This window comes from Bacillus sp. FSL K6-3176 (genome assembly GCF_038003325.1).
GTDB lineage: Bacteria > Bacillota > Bacilli > Bacillales > Bacillaceae > Bacillus > Bacillus altitudinis.
Genome location: NZ_JBBOOX010000001.1, coordinates 518,222 through 542,873 on the forward strand (window position 1 = coordinate 518,222; position 24,652 = coordinate 542,873).

30 protein-coding genes, 7 tRNA genes and 1 pseudogene are annotated in these 24,652 nt (G+C 41.2%); 33 read left to right on the forward strand and 5 right to left on the reverse strand.

Annotated features, from left to right (window positions below):
• Window positions 1-321, reverse strand: a complete 321-nt coding sequence (locus tag MHB38_RS02505) for a thioredoxin family protein (RefSeq protein WP_008346934.1) — start codon at window positions 319-321, stop codon at window positions 1-3.
• Window positions 322-505: 184 nt separating this feature from the next.
• Here MHB38_RS02505 and MHB38_RS02510 point away from each other — a divergent pair, with 184 nt between their 5' ends.
• The 7 genes from MHB38_RS02510 (at window position 506) to MHB38_RS02540 (ending at window position 7,951) form a co-directional block, all read left to right on the forward strand.
• Window positions 506-1,588 carry a D-alanine--D-alanine ligase gene (locus tag MHB38_RS02510; protein WP_142154081.1) on the forward strand — a complete coding sequence of 361 codons (1,083 nt, stop codon included), beginning with the start codon at window positions 506-508 and terminating at the stop codon, window positions 1,586-1,588.
• 81 nt (window positions 1,589-1,669) lie between these two features.
• Entirely contained in the window at window positions 1,670-3,034 is a 1,365-nt protein-coding gene (locus MHB38_RS02515) for a UDP-N-acetylmuramoyl-tripeptide--D-alanyl-D-alanine ligase (RefSeq protein WP_341002275.1), read from the forward strand.
• 26 nt (window positions 3,035-3,060) lie between these two features.
• Entirely contained in the window at window positions 3,061-3,759 is a 699-nt protein-coding gene (locus tag MHB38_RS02520; protein ID WP_017366660.1) for an alpha/beta hydrolase, read from the forward strand.
• Window positions 3,760-3,879: 120 nt separating this feature from the next.
• Window positions 3,880-4,218, forward strand: coding sequence for a hypothetical protein (locus MHB38_RS02525; protein WP_017366661.1), 339 nt, complete (start codon window positions 3,880-3,882; stop codon window positions 4,216-4,218).
• 166 nt (window positions 4,219-4,384) lie between these two features.
• Complete coding sequence (gene cshA, locus MHB38_RS02530) at window positions 4,385-5,875, forward strand: degradosome RNA helicase CshA (protein WP_017358400.1); 1,491 nt, start codon at window positions 4,385-4,387, stop codon at window positions 5,873-5,875.
• A 110-nt stretch (window positions 5,876-5,985) separates the two neighbouring features.
• On the forward strand, window positions 5,986-6,465 hold the full coding sequence (locus tag MHB38_RS02535) for a PH domain-containing protein (protein WP_341002277.1): 480 nt from the start codon (window positions 5,986-5,988) through the stop codon (window positions 6,463-6,465).
• Complete coding sequence (locus MHB38_RS02540; protein ID WP_341002280.1) at window positions 6,455-7,951, forward strand: PH domain-containing protein; 1,497 nt, start codon at window positions 6,455-6,457, stop codon at window positions 7,949-7,951. Before MHB38_RS02535 ends, MHB38_RS02540 begins: the two co-directional genes overlap by 11 nt.
• Before the next feature lie 55 nt (window positions 7,952-8,006).
• Here the strand turns inward: MHB38_RS02540 and MHB38_RS02545 are convergent, their stop codons facing one another.
• Window positions 8,007-8,612 carry a rhomboid family intramembrane serine protease gene (locus MHB38_RS02545; RefSeq protein WP_007496491.1) on the reverse strand — a complete coding sequence of 202 codons (606 nt, stop codon included), beginning with the start codon at window positions 8,610-8,612 and terminating at the stop codon, window positions 8,007-8,009.
• A gap of 94 nt (window positions 8,613-8,706) precedes the next feature.
• Between MHB38_RS02545 and acpS the strand changes: the two genes are divergently transcribed.
• From acpS to MHB38_RS02615, 14 genes are all read left to right on the forward strand, one after another.
• Entirely contained in the window at window positions 8,707-9,072 is a 366-nt protein-coding gene (gene acpS, locus MHB38_RS02550; RefSeq protein ID WP_017366663.1) for a holo-ACP synthase, read from the forward strand.
• 160 nt (window positions 9,073-9,232) lie between these two features.
• Entirely contained in the window at window positions 9,233-10,249 is a 1,017-nt protein-coding gene (locus MHB38_RS02555) for an outer membrane lipoprotein-sorting protein (RefSeq protein WP_007496489.1), read from the forward strand.
• Window positions 10,250-10,377: 128 nt separating this feature from the next.
• Window positions 10,378-11,559 (forward strand): alanine racemase, encoded by a 1,182-nt coding sequence (alr, locus tag MHB38_RS02560; RefSeq protein ID WP_046527091.1) that lies wholly within the window; start codon window positions 10,378-10,380, stop codon window positions 11,557-11,559.
• 293 nt (window positions 11,560-11,852) lie between these two features.
• On the forward strand, window positions 11,853-12,134 hold the full coding sequence (locus MHB38_RS02565; RefSeq protein WP_003214273.1) for a hypothetical protein: 282 nt from the start codon (window positions 11,853-11,855) through the stop codon (window positions 12,132-12,134).
• 4 nt (window positions 12,135-12,138) lie between these two features.
• Complete coding sequence (gene ndoA / locus MHB38_RS02570; RefSeq protein WP_003214169.1) at window positions 12,139-12,489, forward strand: type II toxin-antitoxin system endoribonuclease NdoA; 351 nt, start codon at window positions 12,139-12,141, stop codon at window positions 12,487-12,489.
• A gap of 115 nt (window positions 12,490-12,604) precedes the next feature.
• Window positions 12,605-13,435: an RsbT co-antagonist protein RsbRA gene (locus tag MHB38_RS02575; RefSeq protein WP_008346908.1), complete on the forward strand. Its 831-nt coding sequence runs from the start codon at window positions 12,605-12,607 to the stop codon at window positions 13,433-13,435.
• A 4-nt stretch (window positions 13,436-13,439) separates the two neighbouring features.
• The gene (gene rsbS / locus MHB38_RS02580; protein WP_003214235.1) at window positions 13,440-13,808 is read left to right on the forward strand and encodes an RsbT antagonist protein RsbS; all 369 of its coding nucleotides are present in this window, start codon (window positions 13,440-13,442) and stop codon (window positions 13,806-13,808) included.
• A 2-nt stretch (window positions 13,809-13,810) separates the two neighbouring features.
• The gene (locus MHB38_RS02585; protein ID WP_019744214.1) at window positions 13,811-14,212 is read left to right on the forward strand and encodes an anti-sigma regulatory factor; all 402 of its coding nucleotides are present in this window, start codon (window positions 13,811-13,813) and stop codon (window positions 14,210-14,212) included.
• A 10-nt stretch (window positions 14,213-14,222) separates the two neighbouring features.
• The gene (locus MHB38_RS02590) at window positions 14,223-15,230 is read left to right on the forward strand and encodes a PP2C family protein-serine/threonine phosphatase (protein WP_008346904.1); all 1,008 of its coding nucleotides are present in this window, start codon (window positions 14,223-14,225) and stop codon (window positions 15,228-15,230) included.
• A 59-nt stretch (window positions 15,231-15,289) separates the two neighbouring features.
• Window positions 15,290-15,619: an anti-sigma factor antagonist gene (locus MHB38_RS02595; RefSeq protein ID WP_008346902.1), complete on the forward strand. Its 330-nt coding sequence runs from the start codon at window positions 15,290-15,292 to the stop codon at window positions 15,617-15,619.
• Window positions 15,616-16,104: an anti-sigma B factor RsbW gene (gene rsbW, locus MHB38_RS02600; protein ID WP_007496471.1), complete on the forward strand. Its 489-nt coding sequence runs from the start codon at window positions 15,616-15,618 to the stop codon at window positions 16,102-16,104. Before MHB38_RS02595 ends, rsbW begins: the two co-directional genes overlap by 4 nt.
• Window positions 16,070-16,858, forward strand: a complete 789-nt coding sequence (sigB, locus tag MHB38_RS02605; RefSeq protein ID WP_025206796.1) for an RNA polymerase sigma factor SigB — start codon at window positions 16,070-16,072, stop codon at window positions 16,856-16,858. The genes rsbW and sigB overlap by 35 nt, the downstream gene beginning before the upstream one ends.
• Window positions 16,858-17,457, forward strand: coding sequence for a PP2C family serine/threonine-protein phosphatase (locus tag MHB38_RS02610; protein WP_008346897.1), 600 nt, complete (start codon window positions 16,858-16,860; stop codon window positions 17,455-17,457). Before sigB ends, MHB38_RS02610 begins: the two co-directional genes overlap by 1 nt.
• A 76-nt stretch (window positions 17,458-17,533) precedes the next feature.
• Window positions 17,534-19,693, forward strand: a complete 2,160-nt coding sequence (locus MHB38_RS02615; protein WP_048001250.1) for a Tex family protein — start codon at window positions 17,534-17,536, stop codon at window positions 19,691-19,693.
• Between the two features lie 19 nt (window positions 19,694-19,712).
• On the opposite strand, the gene cmpA is transcribed toward MHB38_RS02615, so the two are convergent.
• The gene (gene cmpA, locus MHB38_RS02620; RefSeq protein WP_008346893.1) at window positions 19,713-19,847 is read right to left on the reverse strand and encodes a cortex morphogenetic protein CmpA; all 135 of its coding nucleotides are present in this window, start codon (window positions 19,845-19,847) and stop codon (window positions 19,713-19,715) included.
• Window positions 19,848-19,946: 99 nt separating this feature from the next.
• Between cmpA and MHB38_RS02625 the strand changes: the two genes are divergently transcribed.
• The 8 genes from MHB38_RS02625 to MHB38_RS02660 all read left to right on the forward strand — a co-directional run bounded on the left by MHB38_RS02625 (window position 19,947) and on the right by MHB38_RS02660 (window position 21,212).
• The gene (locus MHB38_RS02625; RefSeq protein ID WP_202734692.1) at window positions 19,947-20,414 is read left to right on the forward strand and encodes a SprT family protein; all 468 of its coding nucleotides are present in this window, start codon (window positions 19,947-19,949) and stop codon (window positions 20,412-20,414) included.
• A 117-nt stretch (window positions 20,415-20,531) separates the two neighbouring features.
• Window positions 20,532-20,606, forward strand: a tRNA-Asn gene (locus tag MHB38_RS02630).
• Window positions 20,607-20,610: 4 nt separating this feature from the next.
• Window positions 20,611-20,701, forward strand: a tRNA-Ser gene (locus MHB38_RS02635).
• Window positions 20,702-20,710: 9 nt separating this feature from the next.
• A tRNA-Glu gene (locus tag MHB38_RS02640) sits at window positions 20,711-20,782 on the forward strand.
• Window positions 20,783-20,807: 25 nt separating this feature from the next.
• A tRNA-Gln gene (locus tag MHB38_RS02645) sits at window positions 20,808-20,882 on the forward strand.
• Between the two features lie 32 nt (window positions 20,883-20,914).
• A tRNA-Lys gene (locus MHB38_RS02650) sits at window positions 20,915-20,990 on the forward strand.
• A gap of 7 nt (window positions 20,991-20,997) precedes the next feature.
• Window positions 20,998-21,080 (forward strand) — tRNA-Leu (locus tag MHB38_RS02655).
• Window positions 21,081-21,128: 48 nt separating this feature from the next.
• Window positions 21,129-21,212 (forward strand) — tRNA-Leu (locus MHB38_RS02660).
• Between the two features lie 123 nt (window positions 21,213-21,335).
• Here the strand turns inward: MHB38_RS02660 and MHB38_RS02665 are convergent.
• Window positions 21,336-21,478 (reverse strand): annotated as a pseudogene (locus tag MHB38_RS02665) (tyrosine-type recombinase/integrase); the annotation flags it as partial.
• 235 nt (window positions 21,479-21,713) lie between these two features.
• Between MHB38_RS02665 and MHB38_RS02670 the strand changes: the two are divergent.
• Complete coding sequence (locus tag MHB38_RS02670; protein ID WP_202734691.1) at window positions 21,714-22,055, forward strand: hypothetical protein; 342 nt, start codon at window positions 21,714-21,716, stop codon at window positions 22,053-22,055.
• 59 nt (window positions 22,056-22,114) lie between these two features.
• Here MHB38_RS02670 and MHB38_RS02675 read toward each other — a convergent pair whose 3' ends face one another.
• Window positions 22,115-22,633 (reverse strand): alcohol dehydrogenase catalytic domain-containing protein, encoded by a 519-nt coding sequence (locus MHB38_RS02675; protein WP_234922849.1) that lies wholly within the window; start codon window positions 22,631-22,633, stop codon window positions 22,115-22,117.
• Window positions 22,634-22,810: 177 nt separating this feature from the next.
• Here MHB38_RS02675 and MHB38_RS02680 point away from each other — a divergent pair, with 177 nt between their 5' ends.
• The 3 genes from MHB38_RS02680 to MHB38_RS02690 all read left to right on the forward strand — a co-directional run bounded on the left by MHB38_RS02680 (window position 22,811) and on the right by MHB38_RS02690 (window position 24,646).
• The gene (locus MHB38_RS02680) at window positions 22,811-22,969 is read left to right on the forward strand and encodes a winged helix-turn-helix transcriptional regulator (protein WP_234922848.1); all 159 of its coding nucleotides are present in this window, start codon (window positions 22,811-22,813) and stop codon (window positions 22,967-22,969) included.
• A gap of 105 nt (window positions 22,970-23,074) precedes the next feature.
• Window positions 23,075-23,875 (forward strand): alpha/beta fold hydrolase, encoded by an 801-nt coding sequence (locus MHB38_RS02685; RefSeq protein WP_202734690.1) that lies wholly within the window; start codon window positions 23,075-23,077, stop codon window positions 23,873-23,875.
• A 393-nt stretch (window positions 23,876-24,268) separates the two neighbouring features.
• Window positions 24,269-24,646: a hypothetical protein gene (locus tag MHB38_RS02690; protein WP_202734689.1), complete on the forward strand. Its 378-nt coding sequence runs from the start codon at window positions 24,269-24,271 to the stop codon at window positions 24,644-24,646.
• The last annotated feature ends 6 nt before the right edge of the window (window positions 24,647-24,652 follow it).

The following is a 24,652-nucleotide window of genomic DNA, read 5'->3' on the forward strand; positions in this document are numbered from 1 at the left end:
TTATGAAACGTGTTCTTGAAGAAACTCTGTTACTTCTTCAGGTGATTTAGCGTTGGCACTGTGTAAATGACCTGTTTTTTCGCCATTTTTGAAAATTAACAGGCTAGGAATTCCCATGACCTGATACGTTTCTGCTAACTCAGGAAAGTCGTCTTTGTTTATTTCAAACCATTCATTCTGAGCATAAGCCTCTAAAATGTCTGGAATGAACATGTCCATTCTAGTGCAATCAGGGCACCATGTCGCAAAGAATTTAACGATGACCTCTTTGTCTGATTGAATGATTTCGTTGAATTGTTCAGTGCTTGTAATTTTTTTCAATTTGTCACAACTCCTTTTCAATGTCATTTTAATATAAAATAAAGGCGAATGACATACAAATGCTCGGGGGGCGCTTACAACCTTTACAAATCATTTCAATTCCGTAACAACAAAAATTAATTAGAGCATTTTTGCTTGAAAGTGATAAGATAGTAAAGATGAATTTTAGTGGGGGGAGTATCCATTGAAAATAAGTTTAGGATTGGTTTACGGCGGAAAGTCAGCCGAACATAATGTATCACTGCAAACAGCCCTTGCAGTTACGAAAGCACTTAACACTGAGAAGTTCGATATACATCCGATTTATATTACAGAAGAGGGCGAATGGCTAAGAGGAGAAAAACTCACTGAACCAGTATCAAACGTCAAAATGCTTCAATTTGAACAAAATGCAAAGACGTTTTTACCAACTTCTTTAAATGAAAGCATGTTTCCACAGCCTGCATCAGCTGATGAAAAGATTGATGTTGTCTTTCCATTGCTGCATGGGCCAAATGGTGAAGATGGGACCATGCAAGGGTTACTTGAACTATTGAATATCCCATATGTCGGTAACGGCGTTCTCGCGTCTGCTGCGGGTATGGATAAAGTCATGATGAAAGATGTGTTTGCTCAAGCTGGGCTTGCGCAGGCAAAGCATCTTTCCTTCAATAAAAAGGATTATGAGAAAGCCATATCAGACAGCCTAGAACAGGTAGAAGCAGTACTCGGGTATCCTTGTTTTGTGAAACCTGCCAACATGGGATCAAGTGTCGGAATTAGTAAATGCCGCAGCAAAGAAGAGCTTCAAACAGCATTTGAATTGGCTTTCCAATATGATCGTCGTGTTGTTGTGGAAGAAGGCGTTGTAGGACGAGAAATCGAAATTGGTGTATTAGGAAATGACGAGCCGAAATGCTCAGTCGTTGGTGAGATTGCACCTAAAACAGATTTTTATGACTATAAAGCAAAATATGAAGATGGCGATACAGATTTGATCATTCCTGCGAGTGTGTCAGAGGAAGAGTACAAGACGATTCACGATATGGCGATCAAGGCATTTAAAGCCATTGATGGATCTGGCCTCGTACGTGCAGATTTCTTCCTAACAGAAGAAGGCGAAGTGCTGATCAATGAAGTGAATACTATGCCAGGATTCACACCTTTTAGTATGTTCCCGCTTCTTTGGAAACATACTGGTGTAGAGTATCCTGAGCTGATTGAGAAGCTGGTGTCACTTGCAATTGAACGCCATCAAGAAAAACAAACCATTAAAACCACTTTTTAATGTAAGAAGCAAGCAGACACTATCCTACAGGTAGTGTCTCTTTTCCTTCAAACGTGAAATGAGAAAGAGAGGCGAAAAAACATGATCAAACGTACAGTGAAACAAGTCGCCCAAATGGCTGGTGGCACATTATCGAATGAAGCTTTTGGCGAAGAACAGATACACGGAGTGACAACAGATACACGAAAAGTATCAAAAGGCGCACTATTTATCCCGCTTATCGGGGAACATTTTAACGGTCACACTTTTGCTTCAAAAGCAGTGGAGCTTGGAGCGGCAGCGGTTCTTTGGAATGAAACAGAAGCGAACCCACCATCTGGTGTACCTGTCATTCTTGTAGAGGATACTTTGACAGCACTCCAACAGCTTGCGAAATCATACTTAAAAGAGGAAAACCCTCAAGTTGTCGGTATTACTGGAAGTAATGGCAAAACAACGACGAAAGACATGATCCATTCTGTCCTACAAACGACATACAGAGTCCATAAAACAGATGGCAACTTTAATAATCATATTGGACTTCCACTGACCATCCTTGCAATGCCAGAAGGAACAGAGATTGCTGTATTAGAGATGGGCATGAGTGCAAAAGGAGAAATCGAATTTTTATCTAATCTCGCTGAACCTGATGCAGCTGTCATCACCAATATTGGAGAATCTCATATGCAGGATCTAGGATCAAGAGAAGCCATTGCAGATGCAAAATGTGAGATCACAAAAGGGTTAAAAGAGGATGGGACTTTTTATTATTTAGGAGACGAGCCTTTACTCCGCCAAAGAGCAAATGCCCTTGCACGTAGCGTAAAAACATTTGGGGAATCAGAGGACTGTGATATCAAGGTGATTCACATCCACCAACTCGCTGAAGGCACTGAATTTCAAGTGGAGGGATATGCTCAAGGGTTTCTCATTCCTGTATTAGGGAAACACAATGTAAAGAATGCTCTTGCAGCTATTGCAATCGGCCAGCATTTCGGTCTGAATGAAAGGCAAATTGCCCAAGGGCTAATGCAAACGAAATTGACAGGCATGCGTTTAGAACTGTTTAAAACAGATAAGGGCATCACGGTTATCAACGATGCGTATAATGCGAGTCCTACGTCGATGAAGGCAGCGATTGATCTTGTAGGAGATATGGATGGCTTTGCTAACCGCATACTCGTTCTCGGAGATATGCTGGAGATGGGCAGTGAAGAAGAAACCTATCATTTTGAAGTAGGGGAGTACATCAAGCCTGAGTTTATTGATCATGTTTTAACGTTTGGCCGTCTTGGCGCATTCATTGCTGAAGGAGCAAAGAAAGCATTTGGAGACGACCGTGTATCTTCTTATATGGACAAAGAAGAACTGAAGAAAAAACTAGCGGATGTGGCAGGACCTGACGATGTCGTTCTTGTCAAAGCTTCCCGTGGCATGAGATTGGAAGACGTGATTACTGCACTATAAATCAGATCGGCAAAGAAGGTGACAGGGTGATTGGCTGTCTATGTATACACGGTTTTACTGGTGCCCCGTATGAAGTAGAGCCGCTTGCGGAATATTTAAAGCAGACGACAGATTGGACGGTACAATCTGTCACGCTTCCGGGGCATGGGGAGGAACTTCAGCTCAAAGGCATTCTCTATCAGGAGTGGATTGCCACCGCTGAATTAGAACTCTTATCCCTTTACCGAACATGTGACACCATTTATTTGGTCGGCTTTTCTATGGGCGGGATGATTGCCTCATATTTAGCAGCGAAGTATCCAGTGGCCCGTCTTGTTCTGTTAAGTGCTGCTGCTAAATATGTTAACCCAAAACAAATGATTCAAGACACAAGGCAGATGGTGAAGGAATCCTTGTCTGGTTTGATTGATACGAACCCATTGTATGATCGATATCGTCATAAGCTGAAGAGTACACCGCTATCAGCTGCTGTAGAATTTATGAAATTGGTGAAGCAAACGAAAGGTTCTCTTGAAAAGCTTCATCTACCTGTCTTGATCGTTCAAGGTGAAAGCGATGGGATCGTCCCCGCTTCTAGTGCAGAATTCATTTATCATAAAATCCCGTCCCGTCAGAAAGAAATGTTCTATTTACCGGATTGTAAACATCACGTTTGTCATGAGCCTTGTGCACAGCAATTGTTTGAGAAAGTCGAACAATTTCTAAAAAAACAATTTAATCTATAGAAAAGCTGAAATGTGGCTAAACTAATATAAATTGAATCCCACTTGTTAAAATTTGCATCATTTTTGTCGAATGAGTGACAGGCCTATGTTACAATAGGTAAGAAAAGGTGGTCGATTCGGTTGTTTCAATATGACGGAAAAACCTTTGTCCCGCAGTCTAATTCGAGCAATGGGGAAGTATCGGAAGGAACCATATTTCAATATCGTCAGGACGGGAATATTTTAACGGGCACATATCAAGGCGGCAGTATTCAATCTGGCGTACTTGTAGGAACTGTGAATAAAGACGGAGCACTTCATTTTAGATATCATCATGTAAGTAAGGATGGCAGCATGAGAAGCGGTTCATGTCATTCCACCCCTAAGCAGCTGGATAACGGGAAAATCCAACTGTTTGAAAAGTGGAAATGGATGGACGGAGATCAAAGTGAAGGTGAATCAGTCATTGTCGAGCAGTAGATATATCCATTTCTGTCTTGTTGAAAAACAAATAGTGTAATGGTAAGATATAATGTAGGGTAATTCGGGCTTTGTATATAATGGACCTGTCCTTTCATACAAAGGGCAGTTTTTAATGATCATTCACGAGATTACTGAAACAGCAATTAGAAGGAGTTTGAATAAATTGACTATAACGTTTCAAGATTTTCAATTAAGCGAAAGTCTCATGAAAGCTATTAACCGCATGGGATTTGAAGAAGCAACACCGATTCAAGCAGAAACGATTCCTCTCGGTCTTCAGAATAAAGATGTCATCGGACAAGCACAAACAGGAACAGGAAAAACTGCAGCATTTGGTATTCCTCTTGTAGAAAAAATCGATCCAGCGTCTCCTAACATCCAAGCGATCATCATTGCGCCAACAAGAGAATTAGCGATTCAAGTATCTGAAGAGCTATACAAAATCGGCCAAGACAAGCGTGCACGTGTACTTCCAATTTACGGTGGACAAGATATCGGCCGTCAAATCCGTTCGCTCAAGAAAAATCCTCATATCATTGTAGGAACTCCAGGACGTTTACTTGATCACATTAATCGTCGCACAATGCGTCTTCAAAATGTTGAAACAGTCGTGCTTGATGAAGCAGACGAAATGCTCAACATGGGTTTCATCGAAGACATTGAAGCGATCCTTTCAAATGTACCAAGTGAACACCAAACACTTTTATTCTCTGCGACAATGCCTGCACCAATTAAGCGTATTGCAGAGCGTTTCATGACAAACCCAGAACATGTAAAAGTAAAAGCGAAAGAAATGACTGTATCTAACATCCAGCAGTTCTACTTGGATATTCACGAGCGTAAGAAGTTCGATACATTGACTCGTCTTCTTGACATTCAATCACCAGAGCTTTCAATTGTTTTCGGCCGTACAAAGCGCCGCGTTGACGAATTGACTGAAGCATTAAACCTTAGAGGTTATACAGCTGAAGGAATTCATGGTGACTTGACTCAGGCGAAACGTATGGTTGCGCTTCGTAAATTTAAAGAAGGTTCAATCGATGTGCTTGTCGCAACAGACGTTGCAGCACGTGGACTTGATATCTCAGGTGTTACACATGTGTATAACTTCGACGTACCACAAGATCCAGAAAGCTATGTACACCGTATTGGACGTACAGGCCGTGCTGGACGTACAGGTATGGCGATGACATTCATCACACCACGTGAAAAAGATATGCTTCGTGCGATTGAGCAAACGACTAAGCGTAAAATGGATCGTATGAAAGAACCAACTCTAGACGAGGCAATTGAAGGACAACAACAAGTCACAGTTGACCGTCTACGCACAATCATTAGTGAAAACAACTTGAACTTCTACATGACAGCAGCTGCTGAATTGTTAGAAGATCATGATTCTGTTACAGTGGTTGCGGCTGCCATCAAAATGATGACAAAAGAGCCGGATGCAACGCCTGTTCGTTTGACAGATGAAGCACCAATGATTTCAAAACGCAATCGTAACAACCGCAGCTCTTCTAAACGCAGAGACGGCGGCGGTGGTGGCGGCTATCGCGGAAAAAGCCGTTCATCTTACGGTGATAAAAAGCGTTCTTCAAATGACCGCAATCGTTCTTCTAACGATCGTCGTCAAAAGAAATCTTATAACAACTAATTCAAAAGCGAATCCTTTGCAGGGTTCGCTTTTTTTAACAGGCCTAATGAAACTTTTTAGGCTTTCTTTCGTAATATATTGATAGAAAAGTAAGAGAATGGGGGAAGAATGTGAGAAAACAGCCGCAACGTCAAATCAGCTTAAATGGATTAAAAGTATGGCGTCTTCAAAATGGAATTATCTCATTGATTTTCTTATTCATCATCATTGGGGTATTAGTTGCTAGTTATTATTTTCAATGGCCATATTGGATTGGAGCCATCCTCATCGGTTTGTGGATTTTACAGGTCATTTTCGGAATCTGGCTCATACCGAAAATCCGCCATCACATCTGGCGCTACGAAGTATTTGAGAACGAAATCGAAATACAGCACGGACTGATTCGTGTCACACGTGTCATTGTGCCAATGGTACGTGTTCAGCATGTGGATACATCTCAAGGACCGCTTTTAAGGCGCTACCGGTTGGCATCTGTTCAAATTTCTACTGCTGCGACAGTGCATGATATTCCGGCACTGGAATTAGAAGAGGCAGATGAGCTTCGCGATTACATATCTCGATTAGCAAGGGTGACGGAAGATGATGTCTGAACCAAAACGTGTACATCCAATCTCGATGTTCATTGATTTTATATCAGATGCTGTATCCATGATCAAAAACTTCATTATCCCTTTTTTCGTGCTTATTTTTGTGAACTCGAATTCAAGTATTCGTTTTTATGCGTTCATCATTCTTGGTGTGCTTCTTTTATGGAAAGCTGTTTCAACCGTTTTAGCATGGAGACGATTCACCTACCGAATGGAAGACGATGAATTTCGAGTAGAATCAGGTGTCATCACCAAAAAGAAAAAATATATTTCGTTAGAACGAATTCAAACAGTGAATACAAGTGAAGGTATCTTCCAGCGGATCTTTGGTTTAGTTCGGGTTCAAATCGAAACAGCTGGCGGAACAGACGGCCCGGAAGTGAGTCTGACGGCGATTACAAAAGCAGAAGCGGAACAATTAAAGCAATCGATTTTCAACCGGAAGAAAAGCTTGCAACAAGAAGAAATGAATGATGAAAATTTAGATCTCCCTGATCCTCTGACAGCGCAACAGCCTGTAGAAAAAGAAATCAGTGTTTCCTACCGAATGGGTATACCAGAGCTGCTTTTGGCTGCGACCACTTCAAGCGGAATCGGCGTCATTATTTCTGGGTGTCTCGCCATTTACACACAAATAGATGAAATTCTGCCTTTGGACGGCTTCGTCAAGCAATTCTCTTTTTTAAGTCATGCGAGTGTTGAGATTTATGCGATTCTCATATTTATTGCCGTATTGATTGCGTGGATTCTTAGTGTTGGGGTAACAGCCCTTCAATATGCGAATTTTACCGCAAAACGAAAAGGGAAAGACATCATCATCACAAGAGGACTCATCGAAAGGCATCAAATGACCATTCCGCTTGCGAGAATTCAAGCAGTGAAAATCAAAGAAAATATTCTGCGTGAACCATTTGGTTTTGCGACGGTCATGCTTGTCAGCGCAGGAGGTTCCATTACAGAAAAAGAGACCTCTTCTGTCTTATTTCCACTCATACGGAAGAAAAAGATCAATGAATTGTTAACGCAATTTACAGATCAATATCAGCTGGCATCAGAAAGTGAATTGAAAAAAGTGCCGAAGCGTTCACTAAAACGTTATCTGATATCTTACGGATTTGTTCCATTACTTGTAGGTATAATCCTTTCTGTACGTTTTCCACCATGGGGGTATTTGGCGCTGATTCCATTACCATTTGCCTTGTTTTTTGGGTATTTAGCCTATAAACAATCAGGATATGTGATCAAAGATCAACTGATTCAATTAACGACAAGAGGTATCGGCAAGACCACCGGAATTGTTTTAAGAAAACGAATGCAAAACTATACGATGACCCAATCCTATTTTCAAAAGAAAGGGCGGGTGGCAAGTATTCACACCTTTGTGAAGTCCTCTGCCTTGCTTGATTCCTTTGGTGTGCATCACCTTGAAGAGGAAGATGCTGAACGTGTATGCGATTGGTATTCCTATGAAACGAATCAATCAACTTAAACAAAAAATGTCGATCAGCTCCCGTTAAACGGAGTGATCGACATTTTTTATGAGCTTAATAGCGTCGTTTTTTTGAATGGAAGAATAGAGTGATCGGTGCTAGGATCATGCCGCCTATCAATCCAAATAAGTGGGCCATGATGTTGATGTTCGAGTTGACGAACGTCATAATAACAGAGACGCCGAGAATCGTTAAGATCACCTGAGAATTACCACGGTCCATCATATGCGGTTTAAATAGGACAAGATAAAGATAGACGCCAAATAAACCAAATATCGCACCAGAAGCCCCGACATGTACGTACTCTAAAGGCTCCACCCAATAGGTTCCGAGATTGCCAATGAATCCAGCACCCAGATAAATCACAAGAAATCGAACCTTTCCAAGCAAATACTCAAGTGCTGGAGCGAATAGGAAGAGCGACATGGAATTGAACAGAATATGTGTCAGACTTCCGTGAAGAAAAATAGGCGTTAAAAGCCGCCACCATTCTCCTGCTGCAACACCATAATTAAAACCAACGAGATGGTCCTGCCCAAGCTGGATCATTGGAATAGGGATCGCAAATAAAAGCCATAGGCCGATTTGCAAAGCAAGGATCGCTGTTACGATTGGATACGATCTAATAAATTGTTGAAAGCTCTCCGTTCGAATAAACATAACAAACCCCTTTTGACTAGATAATGGTAAGTTTATAGTAACACGTTTATGAAGCGAACATCCAAATTAGTACGAGTATCATAGGAGGTACCTCATGATTAAAGGAATCGGTATGGATATTGTAGAGATCGGCCGGCTGTCACGAGTTCTTAGCAGGCAGCCCCGTTTACCAGAAAGAATTTTGACTTTACGTGAACAAGAAGTCTTTCGCACACTAAGTGAAAAGAGACAGCTGGAGTTTCTGGCAGGGCGTTTTGCGGCGAAGGAAGCATTCGCAAAAGCATACGGTACGGGAATTGGTCAGTATGTAAGCTTTCACGACATCGAGATACAAAAAGATGCAAACGGAAAACCTCTCATCAAAAGTGAGAAAACAAAAGAAGACTACGTTCATGTATCCATTACACACACAAAAGAATATGCTGCAGCACAAGTTTTAATTGAAAGGTTGTCAAGCTAGTCTGCATATTGTTTGTCCCCCCTTCATATATTGGGTAGTGCGATAAGGAAGGGCGAGTTGCTAACAGGCTTTGATGGTTCGCGGTACGCAGTTAACTCTTGAGGCGTACTGTTAAAGTCAAACAAGCGGTTTCTTCCTTTTAACACAATTAACGAAGGGGTTGAAAAGGGTGAGAAAAAGCTTTGTTTTGCTTGTAACGGGGATCCTTTTTGTATTGATTCTCTCCGCATGCGGTCAAAAATCTCAACAAGATATCGTTGGAGATTTAAACAAAAAGGCAGAGGAAATGACATCATACAAAGCCAAAGCAAAAATGACCATTGAGACAGGAAATGATCCGCAGGAATACCATGTGGAAATTTGGTACAAGAAGCCGGAGCTTTACCGTGTCTATTTAGAAAATCCGAAGAAGGATCAGAGTCAAGTCATTTTAAGAAATGGCAATGGTGTATTTGTGCTGACACCTTCATTAAACAAAAGCTTCCGCTTCCATAGTGATTGGCCGAACAACAGCAGTCAGGTGTATTTATTTGAATCACTTGTGAAAGACATTAAAAATGACAGTGCAGCTCAGTTCAAAGCAAAAGAGTCGAAGTACGTTTTTGAAACAAAAACCAACTATCAGCACAACCAAATGCTGCCGACCCAAGAGATTACCTTTCATAAAAAAACAATGGCGCCTGCTAGTGTGAAAGTACTGGATAGCGATAAAAAGCCAATGGTGAAAGTAGAATTCTCTCACTTTGAATTCAACAAATCCTTTGACAAAGACGCCTTTGATGAGAAGAAAAATATGACACTTTCTCAAATGGATGTTGCCACAAGCGCAGATCCATCTGACAGCTTTGCTGTGAAAACGCCTGTGGATATGCCAGAGGGCGTGAAGAAAATGGAAGAGAAAGAAATGACAACAGATGCTGGAAAGCGGTATGTGATGACGTATGGCGGAAAGAAATCCTTCACGCTCATTCAGGAAAAAGCGCGGGTAGCAGAAGCGTCTACGCCTGTGACGATGAATGGCGAGCCAGTCGATCTTGGCATGACAGTGGGTGTTCTGACAGACAAATCTCTTTCTTGGACATCTGATGGAGTTGACTACTTGATTTCTTCAAGTGATCTATCGAAAGAAGAGCTCTTGATGGTTGCAAAGAGTGTAGAAGGCCAGTCAGCGAAATAGGCGAGATGTTTAACATAACAACAAATCAGCCCTGTGCAGGGGCTGATTTTCTTTGAGTTGTTTCACATTATTCTGGATTTTTAGTATCATAATGAAGTATTGAATCATTCAATAGGGAAGTGTGATGAATGGACACAAATGCCTTTTATAGAGACACATGGGCAGAAATTGATTTAACAGCAATCAAGCATAATGTTTCACATATGAAAGACCATATTGGTCAAAGCGTCCAACTAATGGCTGTTGTGAAAGCCAATGCATATGGACATGGAGATATAGAAGTGGCAAGAGCTGCCCTCGAAGCAGGAGCAGACCTGTTAGCCGTCGCTTTTTTAGATGAAGCCATTTCTTTAAGAAATAAAGGTGTAAAAGCACCTATTCTTGTGCTCGGCGCAGTACCGTCAGAGTATGTCAAAGTCGCCGTTAGATACAACGTTATCATGACTGCTTACTCGATCGATTGGCTAAGAGAAGTCGTCAAAGTGATGAAAGGGCAGATGGGACAACCCATTCGTTTCCACTTGAAAATCGACAGCGGCATGAATCGGTTAGGTGTGAAAACAATCGAGCAGGTGAGCGAAGTAAAAGAGCTTGTCCACGATCATTCTTTTTTACAGCTGGAAGGAGTATTTACTCACTTTGCCACAGCGGATGAAAAAGATGAAAACTACTTCGGTATGCAGGTTGATACGTTTAAAACATTGCTTCAACCGCTTCATACGGACAAACTGCTCATTCATTGTGCCAACAGTGCAGCCGGTCTAAGGTTTAAAGACACTTTATTTAATATGGTTCGTTTTGGCATCAGTATGTACGGGCTGTCACCGTCGGAAGAAATCAAAGATGAATTGCCGTTTCAACTGGAAGAAGCATTATCTCTTCATACAAAACTTGCACATGTAAAGCCCATTCAAAAGGGTGAGAGCGTGAGCTATGGTGCCACTTATACAGCGAATCAAGATACATGGATTGGTACGATTCCAATCGGGTATGCAGACGGCTGGATCAGGAAGCTTGCCGGAACAGAAGTGCTCGTTGGCGGAAAACGCCGAAAGATTGCTGGAAGGGTATGTATGGATCAATTCATGATTGATTTGAAAAAGGATATTCCGGCAGGTGAGCCAGTCGTGCTCATCGGGACACAAGGCGAAGACAAGATATCTGTCGATGAAATAGCCAAGCGGCTTGAAACCATTAACTACGAAGTCACTTGTTCTGTTGGCTACCGCGTTCCAAGAGTCTATATAGAGGACGGCAAAAGGGTTCATGTACGTAATCCGCTGCTTCAAGGCGGGCCAAGCTTTTTATAAACAGCATCCACGGGAACGATGTTCAAACTGACATCGTTCTCTTTTATTCAACAAAGGCAGAATAAACATTCTCCCTTTTTTAGAGATTTTGGAAATACCGTATGATTTTCGGAAAAAAGCGTATAATGGGAAAGAGGAACTCCATTATCATCTTGATTTACGGGTGGCGAGCCGCTTCATGTTCTAATAAGAAATCATGAAAAAACAGCTTTGCTTGTGCATTGAATAATGGTATGATTAGTCTTGGAATGGATCGAAACGGTATCCGTAAGTTTTGTGGAGGTGTATGTTTTTTGTCTGAATCCAGCGCAACAAACGAAATGAAGATTCGACTGCCGGAGGCTTTAATGTCTGAAATCGAACGAGTAGCAGAGCAGGATAAGGTAACAAGAAATGAATTGATCTACCGAGCGACAAAAACGTATATTCGTGAACGTAATATTCGACAAAATCGTGAATCGATGAGACGCGGCTACATGGAGATGGCGAAAATTAATCTGAATATCTCTTCAGAGGCACAATACGCAGAATTTGAGGCTGAGAATACAGTTGAGCGATTAGTCAGCGGGGGTTAAACATTTGATTGTTAAACGCGGTGATGTTTACTTTGCTGATTTATCTCCTGTTGTTGGCTCCGAGCAGGGCGGGGTTCGCCCGGTATTGGTGATTCAAAATGACATTGGAAATCGCTTCAGCCCGACTGCTATCGTTGCAGCCATAACAGCCCAAATACAAAAAGCGAAATTACCGACTCACGTCGAAATTAATGCAAAGCGCTACGGCTTTGAACGAGATTCTGTCATTCTTTTGGAACAGATTCGTACGATCGATAAACAAAGATTGACAGATAAAATCACACATCTTGATGATGAGATGATGGAGAAGGTTGATGAAGCCTTACAAGTTAGTTTGGCTCTTATTGATTTTTAATATGGTGGTACTTGGTTGCTCTATTGGGAGCAACTTTTTTTGTGTTCAATTTTTTTTAACGTTATAATGAAGAAAGACTAAAAGAAGTGCTTTTTATGTACGCAGGGGGTAAAACATGTCGAATCATATCGTGTTAGCATTCGCAAGAGAGCATCAAAAGGAATTAGAAAAAGAGTGGACGGACATTTTTAAACGACTCGGTGAAGAAGAAACGGACATGATGCTGAACGACAAAATGTATGAAACCATCTGTTCGGAATATGTTCAGCTCATTATTGCCTCTCTTTCTGAGGGATATGCCGAAGATTTTGAAGAAAAAATGCAAACTTTTGCTTTAAAAATTGTTCAAATGGGTATATCACTTAAGTTACTGGCAAATGGTCTAACAGAAATCCGTACTCATTTATATCAAAAAATGAACAACGACAAAGATACAGCAGAAGAGAGCAATGACCTCATCTGGCAAATTGATCGATTCATCACACCGATTCATAATGAAATTTTGAATCAATATTCCATCTCATGGGAAAAAACCGTGAACCTTCAAAAAATCGCGCTGCAGGAACTGTCTGCCCCGCTGATCCCAGTATTTGAGCATATCACCGTCATGCCGCTTGTTGGAACAATTGATACAGAACGTGCGAAAAAAATTATGGAGAATTTACTGAATGGTGTCGTAAAGCATCGTTCACAGGTTGTCTTGATCGATATCACGGGTGTTCCTGTTGTTGATACGATGGTTGCGCACCACATCATTCAAGCGTCCGAGGCTGTGAGATTAGTAGGTGCGAAATGTTTGCTGGTCGGTATTCGCCCCGAAATTGCTCAAACGATCGTTAACCTCGGAATTGATTTATCTCAGGTTACAACAAAGAATACCCTTCAAAAAGGAATTCAAACTGCTTTGGAAATGACAAATCGAAAAATTGTTTCATTGGAGGGATAACCTAGTGAGAAATCACCCGAAGATTCCAATCTTAAAACTATATAACTGTCTTCTGATTTCGATTCAGTGGGAGCTTGATGACCAAACAGCTCTTCATTTTCAAGAAGACTTGCTGAATAAAATTCATGAAACAGGAGCAAACGGTGTTGTCATCGATCTAACGTCTGTCGATATGATTGATTCATTTATCGCCAAGGTATTAGGTGATGTCATTACCATGTCTAAGCTCATGGGGGCAAAAGTTGTATTAACAGGAATACAGCCGGCAGTTGCTGTGACGCTCATTGAACTTGGCATTTCGCTGGAAGAAATTCAGACAGCACTAGATCTTGAACAAGGGCTTGAGACACTGAAGCGGGAATTGGGGGAATAGATATGAAAGACCAATCCTGTGTAAAAATATTGACGGAATGGGACATAGTCGCAGCAAGACAATTGGGGCGCAATGTTGCAAAAGAACTTGGTTTTGGAACAGTTGACCAAGCAAGAATTACGACGGCCATTTCAGAATTAGCTCGTAACATCTATTTATACGCTGGTAAAGGTCAGATTTGTATAGAAGAAGTAATGGAGCGCGGAAAGCGTGGACTCAAAGTCATCGCAGCCGATGAGGGGCCTGGTATTACGGATATACGCAAAGTGATGGAAGATGGATTCTCAACATCAGGCGGACTCGGAGCAGGTCTTCCGGGAGTCAGAAGGCTGATGGATGATTTCACATTAGATTCTGCACCAGAACAAGGAACTGAGATACAAGCTGTCAAGTGGCTTCGCTAGGAGGGAAACCATGGATTTTAAGGAGGTAATGGAGCAGCGGTATCATCAGCTGCTCAGTCGTTATATCAGTGATTTAACTGAAACATCGCTTTATCAAGCTCAAAAATTTAGCCGAAAAACCATTGAGCATCAAATACCTCCTGAAGAAATAGTGAGTGTTCACCGAAAAGTGATTCAGGAGCTTTACCCTGATTTGCCGGAAGATGTCTTTCATTCACTAGACTTCTTAATTGAAGTGATGATTGGATATGGCCTTGCCTACCAGGAGCATTTAACACTAAGAGGCATCCAGCAAGAAATTAAGTCGGAAATTGAAATTGCTGCAAATGTTCAGCAAACCCTTCTGGAAACGAAAATTCCAGAAGGAGACACATTTGATATCGGAGCCATCAGTGTGCCGGCAAAACAGATGAGTGGGGATTATTACCATTTCGTAACAGATCACGATACAATCAATATCGCGATTGCAGACGTCATTGGGAAAGGAATTCCAGCTGCGCTCTGTATGTCGATGATTAAGTATGCGATGGATTCCTTGCCAGAGTCAGGCAGCGGCCCAACGAAAGTGCTCAAAACCCTTAATCGTGTGGTCGAGCAAAACGTAGACCCAAGCATGTTTATCACCATGTTTTATGGCAGCTATAATAAAGAAACACATGAATTTAAGTACGCATCGGCTGGACATGAGCCGGGCTTTTTCTATTGCAAAAAAGAGAATCAATTTTACGATTTAGATGCAAAGGGTCTTGTTCTTGGAATCGCACCAGACTTTGATTACAGGGAATATGAGCAACATTTGGACGTAGGAGATATGGTGATCTTATTTTCAGATGGGGTCACCGAATCCAAGTCAGAGGACGGCTTCTTAGAGCGCGAAGATATCAAAGCGCTCATAGCAGAGCATCTTTCCTATTCAGCGCAGGAAATGGTCGACGCTATCTATGCAAGCTTACTCAAATTACAAGATTTTCAGCTTCACGATGACTTTACTTTACTTGTCCTTAAAAGAAAGGTTTAGAAAGTGAATATGCGGGTATATAAAACTTTAGGAAACAAGAATTTCGAGGTGAATGCATAATGAATATGTCTGTAAAAGAGCATCAAATAGATCATAAGACGAAAATTAGTGTCAGCGGAGAAATCGATGTGTACTCTGCTCCTGAGCTGAGAGAAACCCTTATGCCCAAAGCAGAGAAAGGAGAGCATCTTGACATTTGTCTGAAAGATGTTACTTACATGGATAGTACAGGTTTAGGTGTGTTTGTTGGGCTGTTCAAAGCGGCTCAAAAAGCAGGAGGATCATTAAAGCTTGAGAACTTGTCGGATCGGCTTGTCAGATTGTTTGAAATCACTGGACTAAAGGACATCATTGACATTTCTGCAAAGTCAGAGGGTGGGGTACAATGAACGAATCAGTAGATCTAATCGAGATGAAAATACCGGCGAAACCAGAATACGTAGGCATCATTCGTCTGACTCTTTCAGGCGTTGCAAGCCGAATGGGCTATGCCTACGAAGAGATTGAGGACTTGAAAATTGCCGTCAGTGAGGCATGTACTAATGCAGTTCAGCATGCCTATAAAGGTGCAGATGGCGAAGATGGAGAGGTAGCGGTTCGCTTTCTTGTCTATGAAGATCGTCTAGAAATCATTGTCGCTGATAAAGGCGGTAGCTTTGACTTTAAGCAAAAGCAGGAAGACCTAGGGCCGTACACATCTGCTCATACGGTGGATCAATTGGCAGAAGGAGGTCTTGGTTTATACTTAATGCAAACATTGATGGATGAAGTCGAGGTGCAAGCAAACTCCGGAGTTACCGTGGCGATGACAAAGTTTTTAAACAGGGAGCGAGTTGACCATGACACAACCATCCAAAACTATGAAACTAACTAAAGATGAAGTGGATCGCCTCATTCAAAGCTATCAATCCAACCATGACGAGCAGGCGCAGCTAACACTAGTTGAGTGTTATACAAATCTTGTGGATATGCTCGCGAAGAAATACTCCAAAGGAAAAAGCTTTCATGAGGATTTAAGACAAGTTGGAATGATTGGTCTACTCGGCGCAATTAAGCGTTATGATCCACTTGTCGGTAAATCATTTGAGGCATTTGCCATTCCAACCATTATCGGGGAAATCAAACGCTTTTTACGTGATAAAACATGGAGTGTCCATGTACCAAGACGAATTAAAGAGCTTGGACCAAGAATCAAGATGGCAGTTGATCACCTGACAACGGAAACGCAAAAGTCACCTAAAGTACAAGAAATCGCAGAATATCTAGATGTAACAGAAGAAGAAGTTCTTGAAACAATGGAGATGGGCAAAAGCTATCAAGCGCTGTCTGTTGACCAAGGCGTAGAGGCTGATTCTGAAGGAAGCACTGTGACGATTTTAGACGTCGTCGGCTCACAAGAAGAAGGGTACGAACGTGTAAACCAAAAAATGATGCTTGAAAGTGTGCTTCACGTTCTGACAGATAGAGAAAAAGAAATTATCAATCTCACGTATTTGCAAAATAAAAGCCAGAAAGAAACAGGCGATTTACTCGGCATATCTCAAATGCATGTATCAAGGCTGCAGCGGAAGGCAGTTAAAAAGCTACGAGATGCATTGTCAGAAGATGCGTCTATGGAGCTAGGGTAATGAAGCAGATCGAACAGCATGAGCATGTAAACGCCATTATCTATCAATCGAACAAAGAAGGAAAATCATGCTGCGGGGACAGTTTTTTTATTAAAGCAGATGATGAAGAACTAATTTGTGCTGTAGCAGACGGATTAGGCAGCGGCCAGTTCGCCAATGAATCATCTTCTTTAGTCAGCGAAATTGTCGAAGAATATGGACATGAGGATGTAACAACCCTCATTGATAGATGCAATCAGGCCATGAAAAATAAACGTGGGGCCACTGTAGCCATATTAAAGGTGAATTTTTCCCAGCAGCAGTTTACCTATTGTTCGGTTGGCAATATTCGATTTATCTTGAATGCACCTTCTGGCGACTATATTTATCCACTTCCGACATCAGGATATCTATCAGGTAAACCTAGAAAATACAAAACATACACCTATTCCTACGAAAAAGGATCGACATTCATTATGTATTCCGACGGACTGAATGTGCCAAACATGCGAATGTGTTTAAAGCATAGCCATTCAGTTGCAGACATCGCCAAACAACTTGAAACATACACACAAGACAAGAAAGACGATCTCACCTATGTACTTGGTCAGCTTACATGAAATAGCTGACCTTTTTTCTGTTTTGCCGGTTTTTTTGATACACTAAAAGAGAAGACACAGTGAGAGGATGCAAAGTATGAAGACATCTGACTTTTTATTGAAACAAATTGCGACAGAATTAAAGCTTTCAACAAAACAAATTGGAAGTGTGATCCAGCTATTAGAGGATGGCAATACCGTCCCGTTTATTGCACGTTACCGGAAAGAACAGACAGGCTCGCTAGACGAGGTGCAAATTCAAACCATTTCGGAACGCTATACATATATCCAAAATGTGACGAATCGAAAAGAAGAAGTGATTCGCTTAATCGCTGAACAAGACAAATTAACAGATGAATTAAAACAGAAGATCGAACAGGCGCATAAGCTGCAAGAGGTCGAAGATTTATATCGACCATTTAAACAAAAGCGTAAAACAAAGGCAAATGTAGCCAAAGCAAAAGGACTTGAGCCGCTGGCGGAGTATTTACTGCAGCTGCCAAACGATGAGATCAAAAAGAAAGCATCGGCTTTTATTAATGAAGAAAAAGAAGTCACAACCGCAGAAGAAGCACTAGAGGGCGCCCAGCACATCATTGCTGAACAGCTTGCGGATGATCCTGATATGCGGAAATGGATTCGCAGTGAGACGTACCAAAAGGGAAGTCTTGTCACATCAGGAAAAGACGTTGAAAACGACGAGAAAAACGTCTATGAAATGTATTACGACTATCAAGAGCCGATTAAAAAAATTGTGCCTCATCGTGTACTTGCGGTCAACCGAGGCGAGAAAGAAGGGATTTTGAAAGCAGCCATCGAACCACCTGCTGAAAATATTCGTTTCTACCTCGATAAACAAGTCTTAAAAGGCAAGCAAACGACGGCGAGACCTTACATTGAAGCGGCCATTGATGATGCATATAAGCGCTTGATTCAGCCATCAATTGAACGAGAAATACGAAAAGAGCTGACAGAAAAAGCAGAGGAACAAGCCATTCATATTTTCGCTGAAAACTTAAGAAAGCTCCTACTTCAACCGCCGATGAAAGGGAAACGTGTACTTGGGGTAGACCCTGCGTTTCGGACAGGCTGTAAATTAGCCGTTGTTGACGATACAGGAAAAGTCCATCATATTGGCGTCATTTATCCGCATCCGCCTGTACAAAAAAAAGCGGAAGCCAAACAAAAAGTGAAAGAAATCGTTCAATCATCGAACATTGAAGTCATTGCGATCGGAAACGGAACAGCCTCAAGAGAGACCGAACAATTCATCGCAGACTTGATCCAAGAGCTGGACCAGCCAGTTTCATATTTGATCGTGAATGAAGCAGGGGCAAGTGTATACTCTGCATCTGCGCTGGCAAGAGAAGAGTTTCCAGACTTGCAAGTGGAAGAAAGAAGTGCCATTTCCATCGCCAGAAGGTTGCAGGACCCATTAGCAGAGCTTGTCAAAATAGATCCAAAATCTGTCGGTGTAGGACAATACCAGCACGATGTGAGTCAAAAGCAATTAAACAGCTCGTTAACCTTTGTGGTAGAAACGGTTGTTAACCAAGTCGGTGTGAACGTTAATACAGCCTCACAGGCGCTGCTGCAATATGTGTCAGGTCTTTCAAAAGCCGTCGCAGGAAACATCGTCAAGCGCCGTGAAGAGATTGGGAGATTCACAAGCAGAAAAGAGCTGAAGGATATCCCGAGGCTTGGTGCAAAGACTTATGAGCAGTGTATCGGCTTCCTGCGCATCACAGATGGACAAGATCCGCTTGACCGCACGGGTATTCACCCTGAAAGCTATAAAGAAACAAAACAGTTCTTACGCATGATCAACATGACGCCAGACGATCTTGGAACAGAACAGTTAAAAGAGAAAATTGCAGAGGTGAAGCTGGACGAAGCAGCAGAACAGCTTGAAATTGGTTCAATCACCCTTCAAGATATCATTGATCAGCTCACAAGACCTGAGCGTGATCCGCGCGATGAAGTACCAAAGCCGCTTTTAAAAACAGATGTATTGAAATTAGAAGACTTGAAGCAAGGGATGGAGCTACAAGGAACGGTGAGAAACGTCGTAGACTTCGGCGCATTCGTTGATATTGGCGTCAAGCAGGATGGACTTGTCCACATTTCCAAGCTAAGCAATCGCTTTGTGAAACATCCGCTCGACGTGGTATCAGTTGGTGACATTGTGACCGTATGGGTAGACTCCGTTGACCAGGCAAAAGGCCGGGTCGCTCTATCGATGCTAAAACCAGAGTAAACAAAAAACGAGGCGCACCTTAGGATGGGGTGTGCCTTGATGTGACTGAATGTTTTTTTCTATAGAAGTACCAGCATTGATTGAGCAATTTGATTTGATAATGATTTTTCTCATAAAATGCTTTCTGCATCTGATTTTTCAGCCAGTTGGGCATCGCCCATTCCTCCTTTGATCAAAACAGTGGGTGTACCTTCAATGTATGCAAAGGGGAAATTGTCCCGTTCGAGGTTTTTATAGAAAGGAACGATCTTGATTGAACGAAAGAGAGTTACAGCAGTTAACAGAAGACATTTCAGAGCAGTTCTTTGGTAAGGCGTTTCGTCATCAAGCGGTTTTCAACCCCCGTTTAAAAACGACAGGCGGGAGATATTTACTTACAACACACCATATTGAGCTAAATCGCCGATATCTTGAGGAGCATGGCAGAAACGAATTGATCGGTATCATTAAGCATGAACTATGTCATTATCACCTGCACCTTGAAGGGAAGGGCTATCAGCATCGGGACAGGGATTTTCGTGAACTCTTGCAGCAAGTAGGAGCCCCGCGCTTTTGTACCCCGCTGAAGACCGTTCAAAAGAAAAAAAGAGTGGTGACGCTTCATTATTATGTGTGCACAGGATGCGGAAGACGTTATACGAGGAAGCGCCGATTTGACACCACGCGATATGTCTGCGGGATTTGTCATGGGAAGTTAAAAAAGGAAGGGGAAAAGGCTTGACTGTTATATTAGTATATGTTAAATTATAAAAGCCGTCGCAAATGGAGCAGGAATGAAACGTTTAAAAATTCTTGACACATTTTTCTGGCATAGATATAATGAAACATGTCTTATTATTCCGCAGTAGCTCAGTGGTAGAGCTATCGGCTGTTAACCGATCGGTCGTAGGTTCGAGTCCTACCTGCGGAGCCATAATGGAGAAGTACTCAAGTGGCTGAAGAGGCGCCCCTGCTAAGGGTGTAGGTCGCGCAAGCGGCGCGAGGGTTCAAATCCCTCCTTCTCCGCCATTATGATATGGCCCGTTGGTCAAGCGGTTAAGACACCGCCCTTTCACGGCGGTAACACGGGTTCGAATCCCGTACGGGTCATGTTTTATTTTTTATGTTGATTCGTTGGGCTATAGCCAAGCGGTAAGGCAACGGACTTTGACTCCGTCATGCGTTGGTTCGAATCCAGCTAGCCCAGCCATTTTTTTATATATGTTTTTCTGCATAGCAGATGAGCCATTAGCTCAGTTGGTAGAGCATCTGACTTTTAATCAGAGGGTCGAAGGTTCGAGTCCTTCATGGCTCACCATTGTCACGCGGGTGTGGCGGAATTGGCAGACGCGCTAGACTTAGGATCTAGTGTCTTTATGACGTGGGGGTTCAAGTCCCTTCACCCGCATTGTTTTTTCAAACAGTGCACTTATGAATATATGAGCACATCATACACGCGGTCGTGGCGGAATGGCAGACGCGCTAGGTTGAGGGCCTAGTGGGTGAATAACCCGTGGAGGTTCAAGTCCTCTCGGCCGCATCAATGATACCAAGGGTTGTAGACCTTTGGTATTTTTATTTTATATAACTTCTAAATAAATCTGTCCAAAATCTGTCCACTCACCTTAAGTAAGTGGACTTTTTTTGTTAGAGATCAATATTTTTATATAATGTCGTCCAATTTTTCAGCCATAGCCTTTTGTTTGTTAGGAAATAAGTGACCATATACATCTATTGTTGTCCGAATAGATGCGTGTCCTAGTCTTCTTTGTTTGTATGATATTCTTTTCCTTGATCAATTAATATTTCAAAACTTCGCTTTTAATGTTCCGTTAATCAGTACAAGTTTTTTAGTATGGTAGTTTATTTTTCATCATGCTTACCGAAAGATTTTTCATAGGAAAATACGCACGCATGATATTTTCTAACAAGTTTATAAGTTGAAAAGCCTTGATATTTTTAGTAAAAATAACCTTTTATACAAATTATATTCATGTTATAATATATTTTGATCAAAAACCAAATTTTAGGTGGGATTATTATGAATAAACTTAACAAGGGTTTAATTGTTTCAGTATTATCTATCTCTTCATTAGCTTTTCCAACTTTAACAAACCAAGCATCTGCCCAAGAACCTACAAATGTACAGTATAATGTACAACCTGCTAATAAACTCGCTATGGATTACCACATGCGAACGAATCGAAATATTACATTGCTAAACGGCTTCTCAAGATGGGAAATCATCCATGGCAACGATATTATTAGCATTAATTCTAGTGGAGTTGTATCTTCTCATTCTAAAACTGGCGTAGCATTGGTTTATGCCTATGATAAAAACGATAAGCGTCTCATTTATAAGATTACGGTACACAGTTCATAATTTTGTTTAGAAGGAGTGTTTATTCAACTCCTTTTAACCTTTTTTAATTACATAGATTTTTAGAAGTTGATCTCAATGCTGCCGAATCCTCCACTTGCACCACGTACAAGTAACTTTTCGCCTTTTCTAAGGTTCGCTTTGTATTTTAAGGCAATAATTGCAGTAGCACCTACGCCAGGCAATGCCGCGGCTTGTATGAGATCAATCTTTATAGGAGTTTTAGATATTTTCTCAGGTGATATAGCTACATATTCAGCAGCACTACCAATTTGGTTCCTTAAATTAATAGGGGGAACCCCCCATACATTATCACCTAATTGATAACTTTTTACGTTTGACCCTACTTCAACAACCTCTCCAGAAAAATCTGCTCCTGTCCCTTTAGGGAATTGATTACCCGTTAATCGTTTTAACTTACCTGATCGAAACAGTGTATCCATAGAGTTTACACTCGACCCATGTACACGAATGAGTACTTCTCCAGATTCTATAACTGGTCTTGATATAAAATCTTCAAAAAGAACATTCGGTGATCCATAATTAGTGTATTGTGCAGCGCGCATCTTTTCATTTTTCATTTACTCACTCCATCTCCTTAAAAAGTAATGACTTGAAGGGTTTTTATAATCAATTTGGCTCTCTAATACATGGATGACACGGTTTACATATTTGATTATAATAAATGGAATTGATTTAACAAGTACGCAATATAAACTGCTTAAGGAAGGAAAAACTGACTAAGGGGTGGATAAAATATGACTGAAAGTGAGCTGAATAAAGCGATAGCTCCAGCGAGTTATGCATTAAATATATTAGCGGGAAAATGGAATTTAAAAATCTTAGCTGTACTATGTAGTTACAATGAGATTCGATATAATGAGTTAAAGCGTAAAGTGTATGGAATTACAGCATAGCATAGCTTCCTAACAAAGATTTTATTCACTTTAAGCTATGATGAAGAAAAACAACAAAAAATCTTGAGATGACTAGGGAAGCGCTAGAAAAGGGGATGCAAATACATGTCAATTTACCATAAAGTCATTGGAGAAGGATTTCCGATCGTGATATTGCATGGTTGGACACTTGACCATCAAGTGATGTTACATGCATTGGAACCGGTATTTGAAAAACAAAGCGGTTGGAAGAGAATATACATAGACTTACCGGGGATGGGACGTTCCGAGGCGCATCCATCTATTCAGAACTCTGATGATATGTTAGAAGCGGTATTGCGTCTTTTGGATGAGATGATCCCTGATGAACAGTTTATTGTTTGCGGTTATTCATATGGAGGATATATAGCTAGAGGTATCGTTCATTCACGCCGGGAAAACATTCGTGGGTTGCTGCTGATAGCGCCAATGACTATACCCGAATTTGATAAAAGAGTTGTTCCAGAGAAGACCGTTCTGAAAAGTGACAGTCACTTGATTTCACAACTGTCTTCAGAAGAGGCGGATGAATTTTGCTCCATGGCCGTTGTGCAAGGAAAGATGGAATGGGAAAGATTCCGCGATGAAATTTACCTTCCTTCTAAACAAACAAATCATGAATTCATCAATAACATTCTTCAAAATGGATATGGCTTTACCTTCGATATTTCTTCTGAATTTCAGTATCCTACGCTCATTATGACAGGGCGTCGGGACAATGTCGTCGGATATCAAGATGCGTGGCGGTTGATCGAAGACTATCCAAGGGCCACTTTTGCAGTGCTTGATATGGCTGGCCACAACCTGCAGATTGAACAACCCGATGTGTTTCATTCATTAGTCCATAACTGGTTAAATAGACTTGAGCCGGAAAATGCAAAAAAATAGATTAGATCTTGTGCAAAATTTGTGTAAATCGGAGTCGGTGCTGAATAACCCATGGAGGTATAAGTCCTCTCGATCACCTCTAAAAGTACCAAGGGTAGTGTACCTTTGGTATTTTTTGTGCCCTTTTATTAGAAAAAGATCACAAGACACATCGATTGTATGCTGGGTGGAAACGTGCCCGGTCGATTTTAATATTAAGTTTCTCTTTTGAATGAAAGACTCACTTCGAATTATCTTAGCTGTGAAATTTTAATTACTATCCTCTAGAGAATAGTTGTCAGTCATAATGGGGTTGTTTTTCAATCATCTTTTATATTATTAAATAAAGGTTATAATGAGATAATTTGATAAAAAGTAATTTAGTCTCATAAGATCAACCAAAGGAGTTATAACATGATAAAAAGGTTTTCTCTAGTTTTACTTACTCTCATGATGTCTATAGTTGTTTTGCTAGTGGCAGCCAAAAATTCCCCTGGGGGTAATGTCATTTCATTTGATCAGCCTCACATCTTAATAATATCAATTGGAATAATGGTATGCTTATTCATTCCTCCGTTAGTGATGTCCTTTTTCAGTCACTTGATTGTGAGAACTATATCTAGTGTATATCAATGTTTTATTGTTCTATCTTTTCTGGGGCTCATTCCAATAGGATTTCTTATTCCAGATTTTTTAACAATTGTTGTTTCTGTTGCAGGAACTTTAGCCAGCGTAGCTAGTCTTATAGTTACTTTAAGAATTGATAGGAATAGAGATTCTAACCTTAACTAAAATAAA

Coding starts and splice junctions, on each gene's coding strand:
- rsbW (WP_007496471.1), top strand. CDS start 15,616: ATGAACGAATCAGTAGATCTAATCGAGATGAAAATACCGGCGAAACCA.
- MHB38_RS02690 (WP_202734689.1), top strand. CDS start 24,269: ATGATAAAAAGGTTTTCTCTAGTTTTACTTACTCTCATGATGTCTATA.
- MHB38_RS02675 (WP_234922849.1), bottom strand. CDS start 22,633: ATGAAAAATGAAAAGATGCGCGCTGCACAATACACTAATTATGGATCA.
- MHB38_RS02590 (WP_008346904.1), top strand. CDS start 14,223: ATGGATTTTAAGGAGGTAATGGAGCAGCGGTATCATCAGCTGCTCAGT.
- cmpA (WP_008346893.1), bottom strand. CDS start 19,847: ATGCCCAACTGGCTGAAAAATCAGATGCAGAAAGCATTTTATGAGAAA.
- MHB38_RS02540 (WP_341002280.1), top strand. CDS start 6,455: ATGATGTCTGAACCAAAACGTGTACATCCAATCTCGATGTTCATTGAT.
- MHB38_RS02595 (WP_008346902.1), top strand. CDS start 15,290: ATGAATATGTCTGTAAAAGAGCATCAAATAGATCATAAGACGAAAATT.
- MHB38_RS02610 (WP_008346897.1), top strand. CDS start 16,858: ATGAAGCAGATCGAACAGCATGAGCATGTAAACGCCATTATCTATCAA.
- MHB38_RS02515 (WP_341002275.1), top strand. CDS start 1,670: ATGATCAAACGTACAGTGAAACAAGTCGCCCAAATGGCTGGTGGCACA.
- MHB38_RS02685 (WP_202734690.1), top strand. CDS start 23,075: ATGTCAATTTACCATAAAGTCATTGGAGAAGGATTTCCGATCGTGATA.
- MHB38_RS02615 (WP_048001250.1), top strand. CDS start 17,534: ATGAAGACATCTGACTTTTTATTGAAACAAATTGCGACAGAATTAAAG.
- MHB38_RS02680 (WP_234922848.1), top strand. CDS start 22,811: ATGACTGAAAGTGAGCTGAATAAAGCGATAGCTCCAGCGAGTTATGCA.
- MHB38_RS02575 (WP_008346908.1), top strand. CDS start 12,605: ATGTCGAATCATATCGTGTTAGCATTCGCAAGAGAGCATCAAAAGGAA.
- acpS (WP_017366663.1), top strand. CDS start 8,707: ATGATTAAAGGAATCGGTATGGATATTGTAGAGATCGGCCGGCTGTCA.
- MHB38_RS02670 (WP_202734691.1), top strand. CDS start 21,714: ATGAATAAACTTAACAAGGGTTTAATTGTTTCAGTATTATCTATCTCT.
- MHB38_RS02585 (WP_019744214.1), top strand. CDS start 13,811: ATGAAAGACCAATCCTGTGTAAAAATATTGACGGAATGGGACATAGTC.
- MHB38_RS02545 (WP_007496491.1), bottom strand. CDS start 8,612: ATGTTTATTCGAACGGAGAGCTTTCAACAATTTATTAGATCGTATCCA.
- alr (WP_046527091.1), top strand. CDS start 10,378: ATGGACACAAATGCCTTTTATAGAGACACATGGGCAGAAATTGATTTA.
- sigB (WP_025206796.1), top strand. CDS start 16,070: ATGACACAACCATCCAAAACTATGAAACTAACTAAAGATGAAGTGGAT.